Source organism: Pigmentiphaga sp. CHJ604 (assembly GCF_036972535.1).
Lineage (GTDB): Bacteria > Pseudomonadota > Gammaproteobacteria > Burkholderiales > Burkholderiaceae_B > Pigmentiphaga > Pigmentiphaga daeguensis.
The window spans coordinates 4,152,302-4,171,504 of sequence record NZ_CP136998.1 but is presented as its reverse complement, the minus strand read 5'-3'; the positions used below and the strand labels follow the sequence as shown (position 1 = coordinate 4,171,504).

18 protein-coding genes are annotated in these 19,203 nt (G+C 67.0%); 12 read left to right on the top strand and 6 right to left on the bottom strand.

Annotated features, from left to right (window positions below; genetic code table 11):
* Nucleotides 1-157: 157 nt before the first annotated feature.
* Entirely contained in the window at nucleotides 158-2,269 is a 2,112-nt protein-coding gene (gene fusA, locus R4823_RS20085; protein ID WP_087840815.1) for an elongation factor G, read from the top strand.
* Between the two features lie 2 nt (nucleotides 2,270-2,271).
* On the opposite strand, the gene R4823_RS20080 is transcribed toward fusA, so the two are convergent.
* From R4823_RS20080 to R4823_RS20065, 4 genes are all read right to left on the bottom strand, one after another.
* Nucleotides 2,272-3,339, bottom strand: a complete 1,068-nt coding sequence (locus tag R4823_RS20080) for an enolase C-terminal domain-like protein (protein ID WP_132979382.1) — start codon at nucleotides 3,337-3,339, stop codon at nucleotides 2,272-2,274.
* Between the two features lie 3 nt (nucleotides 3,340-3,342).
* On the bottom strand, nucleotides 3,343-4,737 hold the full coding sequence (locus R4823_RS20075; RefSeq protein ID WP_338615916.1) for an MmgE/PrpD family protein: 1,395 nt from the start codon (nucleotides 4,735-4,737) through the stop codon (nucleotides 3,343-3,345).
* Between the two features lie 13 nt (nucleotides 4,738-4,750).
* Nucleotides 4,751-5,731 carry a tripartite tricarboxylate transporter substrate binding protein gene (locus tag R4823_RS20070; protein ID WP_338615913.1) on the bottom strand — a complete coding sequence of 327 codons (981 nt, stop codon included), beginning with the start codon at nucleotides 5,729-5,731 and terminating at the stop codon, nucleotides 4,751-4,753.
* Nucleotides 5,732-5,833: 102 nt separating this feature from the next.
* Nucleotides 5,834-6,832 carry a DUF4105 domain-containing protein gene (locus R4823_RS20065; protein ID WP_207958611.1) on the bottom strand — a complete coding sequence of 333 codons (999 nt, stop codon included), beginning with the start codon at nucleotides 6,830-6,832 and terminating at the stop codon, nucleotides 5,834-5,836.
* A 108-nt stretch (nucleotides 6,833-6,940) separates the two neighbouring features.
* Between R4823_RS20065 and R4823_RS20060 the strand changes: the two genes are divergently transcribed.
* Complete coding sequence (locus R4823_RS20060) at nucleotides 6,941-8,152, top strand: AI-2E family transporter (protein ID WP_338615911.1); 1,212 nt, start codon at nucleotides 6,941-6,943, stop codon at nucleotides 8,150-8,152.
* Nucleotides 8,153-8,348: 196 nt separating this feature from the next.
* On the opposite strand, the gene gdhA is transcribed toward R4823_RS20060, so the two are convergent.
* Nucleotides 8,349-9,692 (bottom strand): NADP-specific glutamate dehydrogenase, encoded by a 1,344-nt coding sequence (gene gdhA / locus R4823_RS20055; protein WP_207958610.1) that lies wholly within the window; start codon nucleotides 9,690-9,692, stop codon nucleotides 8,349-8,351.
* 320 nt (nucleotides 9,693-10,012) lie between these two features.
* On the opposite strand from gdhA, the gene sugE reads away from it, so the two are divergent.
* The 10 genes from sugE to R4823_RS20005 all read left to right on the top strand — a co-directional run bounded on the left by sugE (nucleotide 10,013) and on the right by R4823_RS20005 (nucleotide 18,148).
* Nucleotides 10,013-10,327, top strand: a complete 315-nt coding sequence (gene sugE / locus R4823_RS20050; RefSeq protein ID WP_087840868.1) for a quaternary ammonium compound efflux SMR transporter SugE — start codon at nucleotides 10,013-10,015, stop codon at nucleotides 10,325-10,327.
* Nucleotides 10,328-10,342: 15 nt separating this feature from the next.
* A complete protein-coding gene (murI, locus tag R4823_RS20045) occupies nucleotides 10,343-11,149 on the top strand; it encodes a glutamate racemase (RefSeq protein ID WP_338615907.1) in 807 nt (268 codons plus the stop codon).
* A gap of 149 nt (nucleotides 11,150-11,298) precedes the next feature.
* Entirely contained in the window at nucleotides 11,299-11,844 is a 546-nt protein-coding gene (gene folE / locus R4823_RS20040) for a GTP cyclohydrolase I FolE (RefSeq protein WP_087840807.1), read from the top strand.
* A 370-nt stretch (nucleotides 11,845-12,214) separates the two neighbouring features.
* Nucleotides 12,215-13,000 carry an ABC transporter ATP-binding protein gene (locus tag R4823_RS20035; RefSeq protein ID WP_087840806.1) on the top strand — a complete coding sequence of 262 codons (786 nt, stop codon included), beginning with the start codon at nucleotides 12,215-12,217 and terminating at the stop codon, nucleotides 12,998-13,000.
* 62 nt (nucleotides 13,001-13,062) lie between these two features.
* Nucleotides 13,063-14,058: an ABC transporter substrate-binding protein gene (locus tag R4823_RS20030; protein WP_087840805.1), complete on the top strand. Its 996-nt coding sequence runs from the start codon at nucleotides 13,063-13,065 to the stop codon at nucleotides 14,056-14,058.
* On the top strand, nucleotides 14,058-14,906 hold the full coding sequence (locus R4823_RS20025; RefSeq protein WP_087840804.1) for an ABC transporter permease: 849 nt from the start codon (nucleotides 14,058-14,060) through the stop codon (nucleotides 14,904-14,906). The genes R4823_RS20030 and R4823_RS20025 overlap by 1 nt, the downstream gene beginning before the upstream one ends.
* Nucleotides 14,907-14,927: 21 nt before the next feature.
* Nucleotides 14,928-15,698 (top strand): SDR family oxidoreductase, encoded by a 771-nt coding sequence (locus tag R4823_RS20020; RefSeq protein WP_243724445.1) that lies wholly within the window; start codon nucleotides 14,928-14,930, stop codon nucleotides 15,696-15,698.
* A gap of 83 nt (nucleotides 15,699-15,781) precedes the next feature.
* Nucleotides 15,782-16,612 (top strand): IclR family transcriptional regulator, encoded by an 831-nt coding sequence (locus R4823_RS20015; RefSeq protein WP_087840802.1) that lies wholly within the window; start codon nucleotides 15,782-15,784, stop codon nucleotides 16,610-16,612.
* Between the two features lie 19 nt (nucleotides 16,613-16,631).
* A complete protein-coding gene (locus R4823_RS20010; protein WP_087840801.1) occupies nucleotides 16,632-17,882 on the top strand; it encodes a TIGR03862 family flavoprotein in 1,251 nt (416 codons plus the stop codon).
* 56 nt (nucleotides 17,883-17,938) lie between these two features.
* Nucleotides 17,939-18,148, top strand: a complete 210-nt coding sequence (locus R4823_RS20005; protein ID WP_087840800.1) for a cation transporter — start codon at nucleotides 17,939-17,941, stop codon at nucleotides 18,146-18,148.
* On the opposite strand, the gene dinB is transcribed toward R4823_RS20005, so the two are convergent.
* Nucleotides 18,115-19,191, bottom strand: coding sequence for a DNA polymerase IV (gene dinB, locus R4823_RS20000; RefSeq protein WP_087840799.1), 1,077 nt, complete (start codon nucleotides 19,189-19,191; stop codon nucleotides 18,115-18,117). The two genes, R4823_RS20005 and dinB, sit on opposite strands and share 34 nt — an antisense overlap.
* Nucleotides 19,192-19,203 lie beyond the last annotated feature (12 nt).

Below are 19,203 nucleotides of genomic sequence, written 5' to 3'. Positions count from 1 at the left end.
TACGAGGCGCGCGGGAATGCCCGGGCTGCCGGCAGGGGTGTGGCGCGTTGGCCCTCCCGGCCCGGCCCGAATCGGTGCAAACTAGCTTCCTTTGCCGTTTCCCCCGGGAACCGGCGCGGCTCGCGTTTCGTTCCCTCAACCTTTCGACGAGATAGCCATGACCCGCAAGACCCCCATCGAGCGCTACCGGAACATCGGCATCAGCGCGCATATCGACGCCGGCAAGACCACGACTACCGAGCGCATCCTGTTCTACACCGGGGTCAATCACAAGATAGGGGAAGTCCATGACGGCAATGCCACCATGGACTGGATGGAGCAGGAGCAGGAGCGCGGCATCACCATCACCTCCGCCGCCACGACGGCGTTCTGGAAGGGGATGGCGGGCAATTATCCCGAGCATCGCATCAACATCATCGACACGCCGGGGCACGTGGACTTCACGATCGAGGTCGAGCGCTCCATGCGCGTGCTCGACGGCGCCTGCATGGTGTACGACTCGGTCGGCGGCGTGCAGCCGCAATCCGAGACGGTCTGGCGCCAGGCCAACAAGTACGGCGTGCCGCGCATCGCGTTCGTCAATAAGATGGACCGCGTCGGCGCGGATTTCTTCCGCGTGCAGCGGCAGATCGTGGATCGCCTGAAAGGGCGGGCCGTCCCCATTCAGATCCCGGTGGGCGCCGAGGACCATTTCGAGGGCGTGGTGGACCTGGTCAAGATGAAGGCGATCATCTGGGACGAGGCCAGCCAGGGCGTGCGCTTCGAATACCGCGACATCCCGGCCGCGCTGCAGGCCACGGCCGCCGAGTGGCACGACAAGATGGTGGCCGAGGCGGCCGAGGCCGACGACGAGCTGATGGACAAGTACCTGAACGGCGACACGCTGACCGAGGACGAGATCAAGCGCGGACTGCGCAAGCGCACCGTGGCGGGCGAGATCGTACCCATGCTGTGCGGCAGCGCGTTCAAGAACAAGGGCGTGCAGGCCATGCTCGATGCCGTCATCGACTACCTGCCGTCGCCGGTGGACGTCCCGGCCATCAAGGGCGTGGATCAGCACGACCGCGAGATCGAGCGCCACCCCTCGGACGACGAGCCTTTCTCGGCGCTGGCCTTCAAGATCATGACGGATCCCTTCGTGGGCCAGCTCATCTTCTTCCGGGTGTATTCGGGCATCGTGCGCTCGGGCGACACGGTCTTCAACCCGCTCAAGGGCAAGCGCGAGCGGCTGGGCCGCATCGTGCAGATGCACGCCAACGAGCGCCGCGAGATCAAGGAAGTCTACGCGGGCGACATCGCCGCCGCCGTGGGGCTGAAGGAGGCCACCACGGGCGATACGCTGTGCGAGCCCGACCACCCCATCATCCTCGAGCGCATGGTGTTTCCCGAGCCGGTCATTTCGCAGGCGGTGGAGCCCAAGACCCAGGCCGACCAGGAAAAGATGGGCCTGGCGCTGAACCGGCTGGCCCAGGAAGATCCGTCCTTCCGCGTGCGCACCGACGAGGAATCGGGCCAGACCATCATCTCCGGCATGGGCGAACTGCACCTGGAGATCCTGGTCGACCGCATGAAGCGCGAGTTCGGCGTCGAGGCCACGGTGGGCAAGCCGCAGGTCGCCTACCGGGAAACGGTGCGTTCCTCGGTGCGCGACGTCGAGGGCAAGTTCATCAAGCAGTCCGGCGGCCGGGGGCAGTACGGCCACGTGGTGATCTCGCTGGAGCCGCAGCCGGCCGGCTCGGGCTACGAGTTCGTCGACGCCATCAAGGGCGGCGTGGTGCCGCGCGAGTTCATTCCCGCGGTCGACAAGGGCATCCAGGACACGCTGGGTTCGGGCGTGCTGGCGGGCTATCCGGTGGTGGACGTGAAGGTCACGCTGACCTTCGGCTCCTATCACGACGTGGACTCGAACGAGAACGCGTTCCGCATGGCCGGCTCGATGGCCTTCAAGGAGGCCATGCGGCGCGCGAATCCGGTGCTGCTGGAGCCCATGATGAGCGTCGAGGTCGAGACCCCCGAGGACTTCATGGGCAACGTGATGGGCGACCTGTCGTCGCGGCGGGGCATGGTGCAGGGCATGGAGGACATCGCCGGCGGAGGCGGCAAGCTGGTGCGCGCCGAGGTGCCGCTGGCCGAGATGTTCGGCTATTCCACCACGCTGCGTTCGCTCACGCAGGGGCGTGCCACGTACACCATGGAGTTCAAGCACTACGCCGAGGTGCCGCGCCAGGTAGCCGAGGCCGTGATCGGCGCCCGCAAGCAAGGAGGCTAGGGCTAGGCAGCCAGTTCGACGCCGCAGCCCGGCGTGCCGGGAAGCGTCAGGATGCCGTTTGCGATGCTCAGTCCCGTGCAGGGATCGTCCAGCAATTGCTCGTGTTCGGACAGTTCGCAGGCGTAGGGCAGGGCGCCGATCGTGCTGGCGGCCTGGGCGTTCATGGCCTGCATGAGCGCCGGGCCGAACGCGGCGCCCACGCGGCATGTCACGCCGCCGGCTTCGCAGATGTGGACCGCTTCCATGAAGTGGCGAAAGCCGCCCAGTTTGGTGACCTTGAGGTTGACCGCGTCGACGACCCGGTCGGCGACGAGCCTGTGGATGTCCTGGACGGTGACGGCGCTTTCGTCGGCTTCGATGACCGTGGGCAGGCTGCGCGCGAGCAGCGAGAGGCCTGCCCAGTCATGCGCCGGAACAGGCTGTTCGATCAGCGCGATGTCGTACCGCTCCATGCGCGCGAACGCGGCCATCATCTGCTTGGCGTGGTATGACTGGTTGGGGTCCAGCGTCAGCACGACCTCGGGCCCGACCGCCCCGCGGACGGCGGCGACGCGCGCGATGTCGAGTTCGGTATCGCCGGACAGCTTGAGCTTGAGTTGCCGGTATCCGCCCGCCACCAATGCGGCGGCGTTGGCCGCCATCTCCGAAGGCGGCTTGATGGAAAGAATGCGGGACAGCCGCAGCTCGGCACGGACCTGCCCGCCGAGCAGGGCGCTGATCGGCACCCCCAGGCGCCTGGCCAGCAGGTCGTGCAGCGCCATGTCGATGGCGGCCTTGGCGCTGTACTGGAAGGCCAGTTTGCGATCGACGTCGCTCATGATCGCGGCGATCTCGCCCAGCCCCCTCCCCGTTACTACGGGTGCCAGCAGTTCGAGCGCGGTACGTACGCCTTCGCCATGGGTGGTGATGGCCGGAATGGCATGGGCGTAGCCCAGTCCGGTCGTGCCGATGTCGTCGGTCAGCGCCAGTAGATAACCCTCTATCGACGGTACCGAGGCGCGGGCGAACTTCCAGGAGGCGTCACGCATGCGCTGGGGGCAGGGTATGACGGATACGTGGGCGACGTGCATGGCTTACTCGGAATGTACGGTTGGCGTTGCAAGGGCGTCGAATACCGCAGCGACGTCATCGATCGCATCGAGCCGCATCAAGCGGTGGATGGCCTCGTCGATTCTGCCGGGAGCGATGACCCCGTCGGCATTCGAGCGGAATTTCCGGATGTAGTCTTCTTCCGAGATGGGGTTGGCGCGCGTGCCGCGCACACTCTCGATGACCTGCTCGAGGCATGAGCCGTCGTTCAGCCGGATGCGGACGTGGGCGCCCGCCTTCTTCGGGTCGGCGCTTTGGGAGGCATGGGCTTCGTACACCACCTTGTCGGCCAGGGCGTTGATGACCGGGTCCGCAAGCGCCTCCGGACTGTAGGCGTGCTTGTCCATGCCGCCGCGCACCAGGGCCTCGGCCAGCGAGTGCTGCAAGCTGATGCGGCCATGCCAGGAGGTCAACGGCCGCAGCTTCTCGGCAGCCGGTTCGCAAAGCGTCGCCACGGAGCTGGGGGCGATCCGGCACCGGATCTCGGCAATGTCGGCGGGCGCTATCGCATGCGCCGCCTTGAGGGCGAGCACCGCGTCGACATAGGGATGAATGGTGAATGCACTGGGGTAGGGCTTGGAGGCGACGTTGAGCAGTTCCCACCGGCTGCCGAGGCCGTCTGTCGCCAGGGCGTAGCGGAAGGCCGACGGGTCGGCTTTCTGGACGTGCGTCTGGAACCAGCCGAAGCGCCCTTCGAATACCAGGCGCGGACCGCTGATCCCCTCCCGGCCCAGCGCGACCGCGCGCGCGGCCTGGCTCGCCGCGATCCCGACGTGGAGCGTCTTGGTCGACGCGCCGTCTTCCCATGACGCCATCAGGCCGCCGCACATGCTGGCGCAATGGCCGATGGCATCGACGACTTGCCTGCCATCGAGATGTTCCAGCCAGGCGAGCGCGTATACGGCGCCGAACGCACCCATGATCGCGGTCGGGTGTATGCCTACGCTATGAAGGCGCATGGGAGGGACCAGGCCGAGCCGGCAACTGAGTTCGCTGCCGATGATCACCGCCTGCATCAGCCGCGCGCCGGACAGATGCGATGACTGGCAGTAGGGAAGCGCGATCGAGAAGGGAGCCACGGTCGGGTGGACGAAAGACTCGATGTGCGTATCGTCGAATTCCAGCAGCGAAGACATGACGCCATTGACGAACGCGGCGCCCGAGAGCGACAGTGATTGATCGAAACCGAGGCTCTTGGCCTGCGAGCCGGCGTCGGTCCGCGCCATGGCGCGGACCGCGGCATGGACGGGCTCCAGCGGCCTGGCCGCGAGCATGACGCCGACCGCATCGAGGATCTGCAGCCGGGCGAGATCCTTGACGTCGCGGGGAATGTCGGCCCATGACAGGTTCGTGGCCCAGTCCGCGAGCCGTTCGCTCATTCCATGCATGGCTCTAGTCCATTTTGATGGTGATGGATTGGCCCAGCCGCGACCATTGGCCGTACTCGGCGCGCAGGAATTCGACGAACTTCGCCCCGCCCAGCGCACTGGGCGTCGAGCCCTGGTTTTCCAGGGTCTGCTTGAAGGCCGTGTCCCGGAATACGCCGTCCACGGCCCGGTCCAGCGCGGACAGGATCGCCGCCGGCGTGCCCCGCGGCGCGAAGATGCCGTACCACCCGGCCAGCTTGACCTTGCCGAGTCCGCTCTCGGCGAGCGTCGGTACGTTGGGCAGCATGGACGAGCGTTGGGGCGAGGTGACGGCGAGCGCCGTCGCCTGGCCGGACTGGACGTAGGGAAGTCCCACCTGGAGGTCGGAGAACAGCAGATCGATATGCCCGGCGTGAAGATCGATCAGCGCGGGGCCCGCACCCTTGTACGGTACATGGACCAGATTCGCGCCGGTCTCGTGTTTGATGAGTTCGGCCGCAACGTGAGGGAGCGTACCCGTGCCCGACGACCCGATGTTCAGGCCGGCGGAGCCGGCTTTCGCGCGCGTGGAGATGTCGCCCAGCGTCCCGATGCCCGATTTCTTGCTGGCCATCAATATCATCGGAGAGGTGGCGATCATCCGTACCGCGATCAGGTCGCGGAACGGATCGTAGGGCACTTTGGTCAGTGCCGGATTGATGGTGATCGGGCCCTGCAGGCCCAACAGCAGGGTATATCCGTCCGGCGCTGCGTTCACGACCGAACTGGCGCCGATGACGCCGCCGGCGCCGGCCTTGTTCTCGACCACGACAGGCTGGCCGAGCTGCCGCGCAAGCGCTGCCGCCAGGGAGCGCCCTACCAGATCGGTGGGGCCGCCAGGCGCGTAGGGAACGACCAGCTTGATCGGCTTGGCAGGGTACCGGGTATCTTCGGCATGGACGCCGGGCGCGCAGCACAGGCCGGCAAACGCCAGGCAGAGCGCGCGGATGCGATAGGTCAACGCCATGAGTCTCCTCGTTTTTTTCGTGCTCTTGAAGCGTGGCACCGGGTGCGAGGATTACATCACAGCGCTGTTTCGCTGGGCGAAAAGTCCGGAAATAAGTGCCGGCTACCGCGCCGCGATGCCTGGCACGCCGCGCCGTATGGCCTGGGAGAAGTCCGGGTCCGCGTCGGCATCCCGCGCCCGCTGGGTGATACGGCCCAGCCGTTTCAGGTCCGCCAGCGTGTGCGAGGTGTCCAGCCCGCGCACATCGTAGATGTAGCCGGGCAGGTAGCCGGCCAGGACCAGTCGGTAGTCCATGGGCAGGCCCGGAATGATCCGGGTCATCATGTGGTAGACGATGGTCGTGCAGTTGGCCGTGATGGTGTGGTAGAAACGCGGCTTCGACACGAGCTTGTTGGCCTCGTCCACGTAGGCCAGGAACAGGGACATCATGGCCTCGCGAGGCATGGACACCCGGTACAGGTAGTCGTCTTCGCCCCGGATGTTGGTGCGTACCCGGACGATGTCGCGCTCGTCCGCCGCCACGACGCTGGTCTCGAACTCCTTGAAGAAACCGCCGATGGACGAGAATTTCTCGTGCCGTTCCTTGCGGATCTCGACCGAGAACACCAGTTGCCGGCCATCCTCGAAGCCGAACGAAACCAGGGTGTGGGCGATGGCCTCGATGGTCCAGTAGGACAGGATCAGGTCCACGCTGGCCAGCCTGGTCAGGTCGTAGCTGCGTGTCTCCCAGCGCGGGGTGTAGTCGTTCGGGCCGCGCCAGTCGAAGTTGCGCACGTTGCGCAGCGTGACCACGTGGCCGTCGACCTGGCCCGTGGTCATCTGCGCGACGTCGTCCGCCCAGACCCTGTCGTTCGACGGCGCGATGCTGTGCCACCAGGCCAGCAGCAGGCCGAAGGCCACGACGTACAGGCCCACGCCCCAGGCGGGGCGACCCGCCAGCGCCAGCCACAGCATGCCCAGGCCGAAGGCCGCGCCGGCCACGGCCGCCGCGATCTTGACGGGCAGCGGACCGGGCACCTGATAGCGCAGGGCGAAGGCCGCCCAGAGCGTGGTGGGAAGAAAGACCAGGACGGCCAGGGCCGACAGTAGAAATGTGCGCATGGGCCGGAACATACCACCGCCGGCCATCCGGCGGCAGTCCCCCGCAATGCGCCTGCCAACTGGTACAGTTGTCGGCGACGTTCCTCGGCTCACCGCTCGCGACCATTCATGACGCTTCCTGTCTTTTCCGCCCGCCTCGTGGCCCGCTGGCTGCTGATCCTGATGCTGCTGGCCGGCGCCTACTTCTTCAGCGGGTTCCTCGTTCCCGGCCTGGCGGCGCTGATCATCGGCCTGGCCAGCTGGCCCCTGTACCGGCGCTGGGTCCGCGTCTGCGGCGGGCGCACGACGCTGGCGGCCTCCGGCGCGCTGCTGGTCATCGTGGTCGGGCTGATCGTGCCCTTCGCCTACGGGCTGTCCTATGCCATCCAGGAGGCCAGCAACCTCATCCGCTGGCTGCTCGAGGCCAATCGCGAAGGCCTGGCCGTTCCGCACTGGGTGACGGGGCTGCCGCTGATCGGCGAGCGCCTGGCGGGATACTGGGAAGAACACCTGTCGCGGCCGCATGCGCTGGGCGCCTGGGTACAACTGATCAGCGGCGAGCACCTGGGCAACATCTACCGCGTGGTGCTGTCCACCACGGGCAATGTCTTCCACCTGGCGCTGACGGTGGTGTTCATGCTGATCATCCTGTTCTTCGTCTACAAGGACGGCGAGCGCATGGTCGGCCAGCTCGATACCGTGGGCGAACGGGTACTGCCGGTGCGCTGGACCCGGCTTTCGCGCGTGGTGCCGGCCACCATCAGCGCGACCGTGACCGGCATGGGCCTGATCGCCATCGGCGAAGCCGTCGTGCTGGGCACGGCCTACTGGATAGCCGGCGTGCCGTCGCCGGCCCTGCTGGGGCTGATCACCGGCTTCATGGCCCTGGTGCCCGGCGGCGCTCCGCTGGCCTTCACCATGGTCTCGCTGTACCTGGTCGGCTCGGGCAAGCTCATCGCCGGCATCGGGTTGTTCGCCTGGGGCACGCTGGAACTCTTCATCGTCGACAAGACCCTGCGCCCCCGCCTGGTGGGCGGCCCCGTCAAGCTTCCCTTCCTGCCCACCTTCATCGGCCTGGTGGGCGGCGTACAAACCATGGGTCTGGTCGGCCTTTTCGTCGGCCCGGTCCTGATGGCCCTGCTGGTCGCGATCTGGCGCGAATGGCTACGAGAGGAGGTCCCCCCTAGAGGAAGCCCCCCCCTACGCGCTTACGCGCGCCCCCCAGGGGGCGGCACAGGCGGACCGGAAGGAAAGCCCACCCCCATGCGGCCTCCGGCCGCTCCCCCTCAAGGGGGCGGCACTGGCGGACCGGCGAAGCCGGATCCGCGGCGCCCTGGGTAGGGGGCAAAACAAAATGGCCTCGCTTTCACAAAGCGAGGCCATTTTTTCTTCATTTCCAACTGCTGGCAGCCAGCGAAGCATCACTGCTCCAAACCAGGATAACCGTACTAGACCCAGGATGCGGAGGATCCGGCTCCGCCGGTCCTCGCGCATCGCCCCCTGGGGGGCGCCCGTAAGGGCGTAGGGGGGGACTGAATTAATACACCCCTTGCGCCAGCATCGCGTCGGCCACCTTCACGAAGCCGGCGATGTTCGCGCCGTCTACGTAGTTGATGGAGCCGTCGGCGCGGCTGCCGTGGCGCACGCAGTTCTCGTGGATGTCCTTCATGATGGCGCGCAGGCGCTCGTCGACTTCGGCGTGGTGCCACGACAGGCGTTGCGAGTTCTGCGCCATTTCCAGGCCCGACACGGCCACGCCGCCGGCGTTGCTGGCCTTGCCGGGGGCGTACAGGGTGCCGGCCCGGGTGAAGACGTCCACGGCTTCCAGCGTCGAGGGCATGTTCGCGCCTTCGGCCACGCACAGGACGCCGTTGCGGACCAGGGTCTCGGCGTCGTTGTGGTCGAGTTCGTTCTGGGTGGCGCAGGGCAGGGCGATGTCGACCGGGATGTGCCAGGGGCGCTTGCCGGCTTCGAACGACAGCTTGTTGCGCGAGGCGAAGTCGGCCAGGCGGCCGCGTTGGACGTTCTTGAGGTCCATGATCTCCTTGAGCATGTCGACGCCGATGCCGTCCTTCACGTACAGCGTGCCGTCGGAGTCGGACAGGCTCACGACCTTCGCGCCCAGGTCCAGCGCTTTTTCGGCGGCGTACTGCGCGACGTTGCCCGAGCCGGAGATCGACACGGACTTGCCGTCGAAGCTCTGGTTCTTGCGATACAGCATCTGCTCGGCGAAATAGATGGTGCCGTAGCCGGTGGCCTCGGGACGCATCAGGCTGCCGCCGAAGGCCAGGCCCTTGCCGGTGAACACCGCCGACGCGCTGTTGGACAGCTTCTTCATCATGCCGGCCATGAAGCCCACTTCGCGCGCACCCACGCCGATGTCGCCGGCGGGCACGTCGGTGTCGGGGCCGAGGTGGCGGTACAGTTCCGCCATCAGGGCCTGGCAGAAGCGCATGACTTCGCCGTCGCTCTTGCCCTTAGGGTCGAAGTCGGAGCCGCCCTTGCCGCCGCCCATGGGCAGGGTGGTCAGCGAGTTCTTGAAGGTCTGTTCGAATGCCAGGAAGCGCAGGATCGACAGGTTGACCGACGGGTGCAGCCGCATGCCGCCCTTGAACGGGCCGATGGCCGAGTTGTGCTGGATGCGGAAGCCGCGGTTGACCTGGGTCTGGCCCCGGTCATCGACCCAGCAGACGCGGAACTGGATGATGCGCTCGGATTCCACCAACCGCTCCAGCAGGCCATGTTCGGCGTAGCGCGGGTGTTTCTGCAGGAAAGGCCAGAGGCTGGTCATGACCTCCTTGACGGCTTGCAGGAACTCCGGCTGGTGAGGATCGCGCAGGGCGACCTGCGAGAGAAAGCTGTCTAGGCTGGCGTGTTTCAATATCGGCTCCGTTGAATGTCCGGGCGCTTGGGGTCGTCCTGCCGCAGCGAGCTGCGAGCGGCATCGAGGGCTGCACCTTTTGCGTGCGGCAATTGCTCTGATGTGGTGCGTTGCACCGAAAAAACGCGGCATTGTAATCGCGTTTTTCCGTCATCATGTCGGTAAACGACGACTTTATGCACGTATTTAGTGCGATTTTTAAAAAGGGACGGAGCATGGTGCGGAAGCGTTTCCCGGCGTTTAAATAGGGACGGAGCGACGCGGGGACGACCCCGCTGGTCATGACGAATGGGGACGGCCCCGCAACCAGGAAGAAAATGATGGCTTGGACCCTTTTGATCATCGCCGGACTGATGGAGGTCGGCTGGGCGATCGGCTTGAAGTACACGCATGGATTCACGCGGCTGTGGCCGTCGGTGGGCACTGTCACCGCCATCGTCGTCAGCATGGGATTGCTGGGCGTGGCGATGCGCACGCTGCCCGTGGGAACCGCCTATGCCATCTGGGTGGGGGTTGGCGCCGTGGGGACTGCCGCCCTGGGCATCCTGCTGTTCGGCGAGGCTGCCAGCCCGGCGCGCCTGGTCAGCCTGGGGCTGATCGTCGCAGGTATCATAGGGCTGAAACTGGCTTCCTAGCGTGCATTTCATCCCATGACCCTCGCCGTTCACGACGGACCCCTGGGCATCTTCGACTCCGGCGTGGGCGGCATCAGCGTGCTGAGCGCCATCCGGCAGGCGTTGCCCCATGAAGACCTGCTGTACGTGGCCGATAGCGGCCACCTGCCCTATGGAGAGAAGACGCCGGCCTACATCGTGGCGCGCGCCTTGCGCCTGGCGGAGTTCTTCCTTTCGAATGGGGCCAGGGCGGTGGCCATCCCCTGCAACACCGCCACGGCGGTCGCGGTGGATGCCCTGCGCGACCGCTACCCGGAACTGCCCATCGTCGGCATCGAGCCCGCTGTCAAGCCGGCCGCGCGGTTGACCCGTTCCGGGGTGATAGGGGTGCTGGCCACCACGGGCACCCTCCTGAGCGACCGCTTCCACGCGCTGGTCCGGCGCGAGGCGCCCGGCGTGGATGTGCTGCTCAAGCCTTGTCCCGGCTGGGTGTCGCTGGCCGAAGAAGGCTGGACGCCGGACCGCGACCATCTGGTGGCCGAGCCGCTGGCCGAACTGGTCGAGCGCGGCGCCGACGTCCTGGTGCTGGGCTGCACGCACTTTCCCTTCCTGATCGAGCCGATCCGGCGCCACGTGGGGCCGGACGTGGCGGTGCTGGAGACGGGCGTGCCGTTCGCCCGCCAGTTGCAGCGGCAATTGCTGGCCCATGGGTTGGCGCGCGAGGCGGGCGAGGGCGGCGTGGCCTTCATGACCAGCGGGGATCCGGCGGAGGTCGCGCGGCGCATCGCCCGCCTGACCGGGCGGGAGACCACGGTCGAGCGCCTTCCCCTGCAATATTGCTGAGACCGCACGGCGGCCCCGACTCGGGAGCGGGGTAGGGCCTTTCCGGCTCCGCCGCAGGCGATGGGGTATCCTCACGCCTTCCGCGGGCCTTCGCGCCGCGCCCGGCCGGTCCCAGCGCCGCCGTCTTCACGGATACCTCGGGAGCCTTCATGTCGCTCGAACAGCACTACACGTCCATACTCGAACAGCTCGGCGAGGATCCGCGCCGGGAGGGCCTGCGCGATACGCCCAAGCGCGCCGCCAAGGCCATGAAATACCTGTGCCAGGGCTATACGCAGAACCTCGACGAGATCGTCAACGGCGCCCTGTTCTCGTCCGACACCAATGAAATGGTGCTGGTCAAGAACATCGAACTGTATTCCCTGTGCGAGCACCACTTGCTGCCCTTCATCGGCAAGGCCCACGTGGCCTACCTGCCCAACGGCAAGGTGCTGGGGCTGTCCAAGGTCGCGCGCATCGTCGACATGTACGCCCGCCGCCTCCAGATCCAGGAAAATCTCTGTCTGCAGATCGCCGAGGCCGTCCAGCAGGTGACCGATGCCCTGGGCGTGGCCGTGGTCATCGAGGCCCAGCACATGTGCATGATGATGCGTGGCGTCGAGAAGCAGAACTCTTCCATGGTCAGTTCGGTCATGCTGGGCGCATTCCGCGAAAACCCCTCGACGCGCGCCGAATTCCTCGAACTGATCCGCTGACCGGGTCGGCCGGTCCGCCATGGCCGCGCACCGGACGGGTGCGCCCCCACTGTTTCTCTGACCATGGATGGTGCAAGGCCGCACCGCCATGGCGCGTCCTGCTCGGTACAGGGGCCGGTCTTGGACCTGGCCCGGTGTTTGCTAGGCCTTAGGTAGTGGTTTACCCCAGTCGCGCCTCCAAAATCGAGGCGCTATATTTTTGCCACTGTTCCGTATATGAGATGAGGTTTCGTATTTAAGACGACGAACGATGCCGGCCCAGCGATGGAATAACACTATCGCAGTGTCCGGCCCCCCGCAACCGCGGGGGCGGGGCGGTTCCGTTCCCGTTCGCCGCTGAATCGAGACCCGGTTCCTACAGGCCCGCAACATGAATGAAATCGAGTTCCGCAAGGTTGGCAAGCGCTTCATGGACCGCCAGACGGGACAGCCCCGTACCGCGGTCACGGACGTCAATCTCAGCATACGCAGCGGCGAGGTGGTGTCCATCATCGGTCCGTCCGGCTGCGGCAAGAGCACGTTGCTGAACATGGGCGCGGGCCTTTACCTGCCCAGCGAGGGCGAGGTCTACGTGGGCGGCGAGCGCGTCACCAAGCCCGTGCGCAAGGTGGCGTTCATGCTGCAGAAAGACCTGCTGATGCCGTGGCGCACCATACGGGCCAACGTCGAGCTGGGGCTGGAGATCGACGGCGCCCCCGCCCGCGAGCGCAGGGTGATCGCGGACGAACTGCTGGCCAAGTGCCATCTGAAGGGATTCGAGGAACACTTCCCCTACCAGTTGTCGGGCGGCATGCGCCAACGCGCCGCCCTGGCCCGGACGCTGGCCGTCGACCCGCAGGTGCTGCTGCTGGACGAACCTTTCTCGGCGCTGGATGCGCAGACCAAGATGGTGCTGCAGCAGGACCTGGCCAAGATGGTGTACGAGAAACGCAAGACGGCGCTGTTCATTACCCACGACCTGGTGGAGGCCATCGCGCTGTCCGATCGCCTGCTGGTGATGAGCGAGCGCCCCGGCACCATCATCGAGGAAATCATCGTCGACCTGCCCATGCGGGACAACCCGCTGGAGCGGCGCAAGCTGCCGGAAATCGGCCCGCTGCAGGGGCGGTTGATGGAACTGCTGAAAGTGGGCAAGGAAACCGCCGAACTGCATTGAACCGCCCGTCCCCCCGATCTCGCACGTCGCGCCCGTGGGCGCCCATTCTTACAGGAAGCCCTATGAAAAACGCTCTGGTCTCGTTCAGCTTCAAACTGGCCGCCGTCGCCGTGGTTGCCGCGTCGCCCTTCGCCGTCCACGCCGCGCCCGAGGAAGTGAACTATCTGTTGCCCGCCCCGCCCACGCTGCCGGCCTTCGCCCCGTGGATGATCGCGCAGCAGCGCGGCTACTACGCCGATGAGAACATCAAGGTCAATTTCGTGCTCGGCAAGGGCGGCGTCGACGTCGCCAAGCAGATCGGCGCCGGCAACGCCGTGATCGGCGGCGCCATCGGCGACACGCCCATCATCGTCCGCGCCAACGGCGTGCCGGTGAAGGCCGTCGCCGTGCTTGGCGCCGGTTCGCTGTCGGCGCTGGCGGTCAAGAAGGACGGCCCGATCAAGTCGGTGGCCGACCTCAAGGGCAAGACCCTGACCGTGATTTCTTACAGCGACACGACCTACTATGCGCTGCTGGGCACGCTCAAGAAGTACAACCTGAGCAAGAACGATGTGTCCATCCAGGCAGCCGGCCCGGCCGGCGTCTGGCAGTTGTTCGCCGCCGGCAAGTCCGAGGGCATGGCCGCCACGCCCGACTGGCTGGTCGATGCCGACGAGGCCACCAACGGCAACGTCGAATACCTGAAGATCGACAAGCCTTTCAACAGCATGGCGCAGGCCATCATCGCCTCGGACGAGACGATCAAGAAGAATCCGGACCTGATCAAGCGCCTGGTGCGCGCGACCCTGCGCGGCATGCAGGACGTGATGAAGGATCCCAAGAGCGCCGCCGCCACCTACGCGCAGGCCGCGCCGGCCTTCAAGGGCAAGGAAGAGAAGCTCGAGCGCATCCTGCGCCTGTACAACAAGTACGTGTACGCCGACCAGAAGGTGCTGGGCCAGATGGATACCGCCCGCCTGGCGGAGGTGCAGAAGTTCTACGTGTCGGAAGGCATCGTGTCCAAGGCCGCGCCCTTGACCGATCTTTATACGAACCAGTTCGTCGGGGTTGAGCGGTAATGTCTGTATCCGTATCCAATGAAAACGCGCCCGCCGTGGCGGGCGCCGCCAAGCCGGCGGCCCGGCCGTTCTTCTCGGGCAAGGTCGCCACGGCCAGCGGCAGCGTGCTGGTCCTGCTGGTGTTCCTGGCCGCCTGGGAATGGGGCCCCGGCCTGCTCAACATGCCGGAATTCATCCTGCCCCGCTTCAGCCGGGTCGTCCAGGAGTTCGGCCACATGTGGCAGAACAGCGAGCTGCTCATGCACAGCGGCATCACCGCCTTCGAGGTGATCGTCGGCTTCATCCTGGGCGCCCTGCTGGGCCTGGTGGTGGGCGTGGTGCTGGGCCTGTCGCCCACCACGGAATCGATCCTGTCGCCGTACATCCTGGCGCTGCAGATCGCGCCCAAGGTGGCGTTCGCGCCGCTGTTCGTGATGTGGCTGGGCTATACCATCTATCCGAAGATCCTGGTGGCGATCCTGATCGTGTTCTTCCCGGTCATGATCAACGTGCTGTCGGCCGTGCGCACCGTGGATCCCGACATGGTCAACCTGGTCCGCACGCTCAATGCCAGCCGTTGGCAGATCTTCCGCCTGGTCGAGTTCCCGTCGGCGCTGCCGGCGCTGTTCTCGGGACTGCGCATCGCCTCGACGCTGGCCGTCATCGGCGTGACCGTGGGCGAACTGGTCGGGGGCAATCTGGGCCTGGGCTTCCTGCTGGTCGACGGCGAGGGGCAGGGCAACACTTCGGCCGTGTTCGTCACGATCGCGGTGCTCACGCTGATCGGCATCGTCGCCTACGCGGGCGTCGTCTGGGCCGAGAAGCGGGTACTTCACTATCTGCCGCGCGCGGCCACCACCACGGTCTGAGCGCGGGTAATGGGAGCAAAGTTGGATTCAAGCACTATCGGTAATCTTCTGCGGGGCCGCCGCGTCCTGGTGACGGGCGCGGCGCGCGGGCTGGGCTACGAGTTCGCGGTGGCGTTGTGCCAGGCCGGCGCGCAGGTGGCCATGGCGGACATCCTGGCCGACACGCTGAAGCAGGCGGTGGAGTCGCTGCAGGCGCGCGGTTTCCCGGTGCACGGCATCGAGGTCGACCTGGGCGACAAGGCGTCCGTCGAGCGGTGCGCGGCGCGCGCCGTCGAACTGCTGGGCGGGCTGGACGGGCTGGTGAACAACGCTGCCATCACCAACTCGGGCGGGCGCACCGCGCACCAGCTCGATGTCGAGGTGTGGGACAAGGTCATGCAGGTCAACGTGCGCGGCACCTGGCTGATGTCCGTCGCCTGCCATGCGGCGCTGAAGGCGTCGGGGCGCGGCGCCATCGTCAACCTGGCGTCCGACACCGCGCTGTGGGGCGCGCCCAACCTGCTGGCCTACGTCGCCAGCAAGGGCGCGGTCACGGCGATGACGCGGTCGCTGGCGCGCGAGTTCGGCGCCGACGACATCACCGTCAACGCCATCGCGCCCGGACTGACCCTGGTCGAGGCGACGGAGTACGTGCCCGAGGCCCGGCACCGGCTCTACCATGACCAGCGCGCGATCAGCCGCGAGCAGGTGCCCGAGGACGTGAGCGGTTCGGTCCTTTTCGCCCTGTCCGACCTCGCGCGCTTCGTGACTGGACAACTGCTTCCGGTCAACGGTGGATTCGTGATGAATTGAAAAAAGGCCAGCGGTGTGGCCGGCGCCGCTTGTCGGGACCGGTATCATTCCGTCCGCGAGCCATACAGACAGTCGGTCACACCATGAGCAAAGGGAACATTTCGGAGGTCGCGCAGGACAAGTATCTGGTTCCGGCGCTGGAGCGCGGCCTGTTGCTGCTGGGACAATTCAGCCATGTCGACCGCAAGCTGTCGGCGCCCGAGCTGGCGCGCCGCCTCAGCCTGCCGCGGTCCACGGTCTTTCGGTTGCTGATGACCCTGGAATCCATGGGCTTCGTCCAGCGCGCCGAGGGCGGGCACGATTACCGGCTCGGGCTGGCGGTGCTGCGCCTGGGCTTCGAATACCTGGCCTCGCTCGAATTGACCGAGCTGGGGGCGCCGCTGCTGGAGCGCCTGCGCGGCGAGATCGGATTCTCGTGCAACCTGGTCGTGCGCGACGGCCGCTCCATCGTCTATGTCGCCAAGTCGTCGGCGCCCACGCCCTTCACCAGTTCGGTCCACGTCGGCACGCGGCTGCCGGCGCATGCCACGGTGCTGGGCCGCGTCCTGCTGGAAGACCTCACGCTGGACGAACTGCGCGAGCTGTTTCCCGAGAAGCACCTGGAAAGCTATTCCTCCAGCACGCCCACGACCGTGATGGAACTCTACGAGCTGGTGCAGAAGGATCGCCAGCGCGGCTATGTCCTGCAGGAGGCCTTCTTCGAGGCCCGGGTCTCGACGATCGCCGCGCCGGTGCGCGACGCCACCGGCCGCATCGTCGCCGCGCTCGGGGCAACGATTCCCTCGTCGCGCTTCGAGCCCGAGCGCATCGACGACCTGGTGGCGCGGGTGCGCAGCACCGCCATGGAGTTGTCGCGCCTCCTGAATTATTCGCCCGAGAAAATGCAGGCCATGGGCCGGGTCGCCAACCTGTGACCGGGGCGGAATGCCGGGCATGGCGGCGCCGTTGACCGTGTCTGCCCGCGCCGCGGTGGTGGGGGCCGGGCCCGCCGGCCTGATGGCGGCCGAGGTGCTGGCCGGGGCCGGCATCGCCGTGGACGTCTACGACGCCATGCCGTCGGCGGGCCGCAAGTTCCTGCTGGCCGGCATAGGCGGCCTGAACATCACCCATTCCGAACCCCACGCGGCGTTCCTGTCCCGCTACGGCGACCGGGCCCGCGTGCTAGCTCCCATGCTCGAGGCGTTCGGCGCCCAGGCCGTACGCGATTGGACCGAAGGCCTGGGCATAGATACGTTCGTCGGATCCTCGGGCAGGGTCTTTCCGAAAGAGATGAAGGCCGCGCCGCTGTTGCGCGCGTGGCTGCATCGCCTGCGGGAACGGGGCGTGCGCCTGCACATGCGGCATCGGTGGCTGGGATGGGAGGCGGACGGCGCGCTGGCCTTCGATACGCCCGGTGGCCGCACGGCCCATCGCCATGACGCGGTGGTGCTGGCCCTGGGCGGGGCCAGTTGGCCGAGGCTGGGCTCGGATGCGGCCTGGGTGCCGTGGCTGGCCGGGCGCGGCGTGCGCGTCGAGCCGCTGGTGCCGGCCAACTGCGGTTTCGAGATCGATTGGAGCCCGCACTTGCGCGAGCGCTACGCTGGGCAGCCCGTGCGCGCCGTCACGCTCTCCATGTCCGATGACCAGGGCGACTGGTGCCGAAGCGGCGAGTTCGTCGTGTCCGACTATGGCGTCGAAGGCAGCCTCATCTACGCCGCGTCCGCCCGCCTGCGAGAGGCCATTGCCCGGCACGGCCGCGCCGAGCTGAGGCTGGACCTGGCGCCCGGGCTTGGCCTCGAGCGCGTCGCGCGGGAACTGGCGTGGCCGCGCGGCAGCAAGTCCATGGCCAACCATCTGCGCGCGCGCATCAAGGTGGATGGCGTGAAGGCGGGCCTGCTGCGCGAAATCGTGCCGGCCGCCGATTTCCAGGATCCCGTCCGGCTGGCCGCCTGGGTGAAATCGCTGCCGTTGACGCTGCGCGCGCCGCGCCCGATCGACGAGGCCATCAGCAGCGCGGGCGGCGTGGCGTTCGAAGGCATGGACGAGCACGGCATGCTGCGTGCGCTGCCCGGTGTCTTCTGCGCCGGCGAAATGCTGGACTGGGAGGCGCCCACCGGGGGCTATCTGCTCACGGCCTGCCTGGCCAGCGGCCGTTGGTCGGGGCTGGGCGCGGCCCGTTGGTTGGCGCGGCGCAACGGCGCTTGACCTTGCCATCGTGGGAAGGGAAATACTGGCTACACCATCACGAAAGGAGTCATGCCATGTTTGAATTCCAGGTGCAGGGAATGAGCTGCGGACACTGCGTCAAGTCCGTTACCCAGGCGGTGCAGTCCGCCTATCCCCAGGCCCATGTCGAGGTCGACCTGGGTGCCGGGAAGGTGCGCGTCGACCAGGCCGGCGATGCCGCGCGCATCGCCAAGCTGATCGAAGAGGCCGGCTATACGGTGTCGGGTTCCGAAACCGTAGGCTGATCGCCGAACAGCGCGAGCTGTCCGCCGGGCGTGCCCAGGCGCACGCCCAGTCCCATCAGCCGCACGGCGCGGGGGTTGCGGCGAAAGGCCGTGGCCAGCAGGATGCGAAACTGTTCCTCGTCCAGCGCCGCGCCCACGCCCTCGGCGGTGGTGCGGTTGAAGTCCGAGAAGCGCAGCTTCACGAACAGCTTCTGGATGTGGTTCTGGGCGTCGGCGCGGCGCACGCGCGCGTCGAGCTGGTCCAGCATCTCGCGCAGGAGTTCCTGGCACGCCTCCAGGGTGTGCAGGTCCGTGACGAAGGTCTGTTCCACGCTTACCGACTTGCGCTCGCGGGTGGGCGAGACCTCGCGGTGGTCGATGCCGCGGCACAGGTCGTACAGGCGTTCGCCGAACGCGCCGAATTCCTCGCGCAGCCGGTCGTGTTCCCACGCTCTCAGGTCGGCGCAGGTTTCCACGCCCAGCGTCTTGAGCCGCGCGCCGGTCACCTTGCCCACGCCGTGCAGCTTGGACACGGGCAGGGCCGCCACGAAGGCGTCCACGTCCTGGGGGCGTACCACGAACAGGCCGTCCGGCTTGTTCCAGTCGCTGGCGATCTTGGCCACGAACTTGCTGGGCGCGACGCCCGCCGAGACCGTGATGCCGACGGTCTGCGCCACGCGTTGCCGGATCTCGCTGGCGATCAGCGTGGCGCTGCCCCGCAGCCGGTTGCTGCCGGTCACGTCCAGGTAGGCCTCGTCCAGCGACAGCGGCTCGACCAGTTCGGTGTAGTCGCGGTAGATGTCCATGATCTGCGCCGAGGCCACGCGATACATCTCCATCCTGGGCGGAATGATGAGCAGGTCCGGGCACAGCCGTACCGCGCGTGCCGACGACATCGCGGAATGGATACCGTACTTGCGCGCCTCGTAGTTGCAGGTGGCCACCACGCCGCGGGTCTCGGGGCGCCCGCCCACGGCCAGCGGCCGGCCGCGCAGGCTGGGGTCGTCGCGCATTTCTATCGACGCGTAGAAGCAATCGCAATCGCAGTGGATGATCTTGCGCATGGCCGCTCGCCG

Excerpts from the sequence above, each read along its gene's own strand:
- R4823_RS20030 (WP_087840805.1), top strand. The coding sequence starts at position 13,063 with ATGAAAAACGCTCTGGTCTCGTTCAGCTTCAAACTGGCCGCCGTCGCC.
- dinB (WP_087840799.1), bottom strand. The coding sequence starts at position 19,191 with ATGCGCAAGATCATCCACTGCGATTGCGATTGCTTCTACGCGTCGATA.
- R4823_RS20075 (WP_338615916.1), bottom strand. The coding sequence starts at position 4,737 with ATGAGCGAACGGCTCGCGGACTGGGCCACGAACCTGTCATGGGCCGAC.
- R4823_RS20080 (WP_132979382.1), bottom strand. The coding sequence starts at position 3,339 with ATGCACGTCGCCCACGTATCCGTCATACCCTGCCCCCAGCGCATGCGT.
- R4823_RS20005 (WP_087840800.1), top strand. The coding sequence starts at position 17,939 with ATGTTTGAATTCCAGGTGCAGGGAATGAGCTGCGGACACTGCGTCAAG.
- R4823_RS20025 (WP_087840804.1), top strand. The coding sequence starts at position 14,058 with ATGTCTGTATCCGTATCCAATGAAAACGCGCCCGCCGTGGCGGGCGCC.
- R4823_RS20070 (WP_338615913.1), bottom strand. The coding sequence starts at position 5,731 with ATGGCGTTGACCTATCGCATCCGCGCGCTCTGCCTGGCGTTTGCCGGC.
- sugE (WP_087840868.1), top strand. The coding sequence starts at position 10,013 with ATGGCTTGGACCCTTTTGATCATCGCCGGACTGATGGAGGTCGGCTGG.
- R4823_RS20065 (WP_207958611.1), bottom strand. The coding sequence starts at position 6,832 with ATGCGCACATTTCTACTGTCGGCCCTGGCCGTCCTGGTCTTTCTTCCC.
- R4823_RS20035 (WP_087840806.1), top strand. The coding sequence starts at position 12,215 with ATGAATGAAATCGAGTTCCGCAAGGTTGGCAAGCGCTTCATGGACCGC.
- R4823_RS20015 (WP_087840802.1), top strand. The coding sequence starts at position 15,782 with ATGAGCAAAGGGAACATTTCGGAGGTCGCGCAGGACAAGTATCTGGTT.
- folE (WP_087840807.1), top strand. The coding sequence starts at position 11,299 with ATGTCGCTCGAACAGCACTACACGTCCATACTCGAACAGCTCGGCGAG.
- R4823_RS20010 (WP_087840801.1), top strand. The coding sequence starts at position 16,632 with ATGGCGGCGCCGTTGACCGTGTCTGCCCGCGCCGCGGTGGTGGGGGCC.
- murI (WP_338615907.1), top strand. The coding sequence starts at position 10,343 with ATGACCCTCGCCGTTCACGACGGACCCCTGGGCATCTTCGACTCCGGC.
- fusA (WP_087840815.1), top strand. The coding sequence starts at position 158 with ATGACCCGCAAGACCCCCATCGAGCGCTACCGGAACATCGGCATCAGC.
- R4823_RS20060 (WP_338615911.1), top strand. The coding sequence starts at position 6,941 with ATGACGCTTCCTGTCTTTTCCGCCCGCCTCGTGGCCCGCTGGCTGCTG.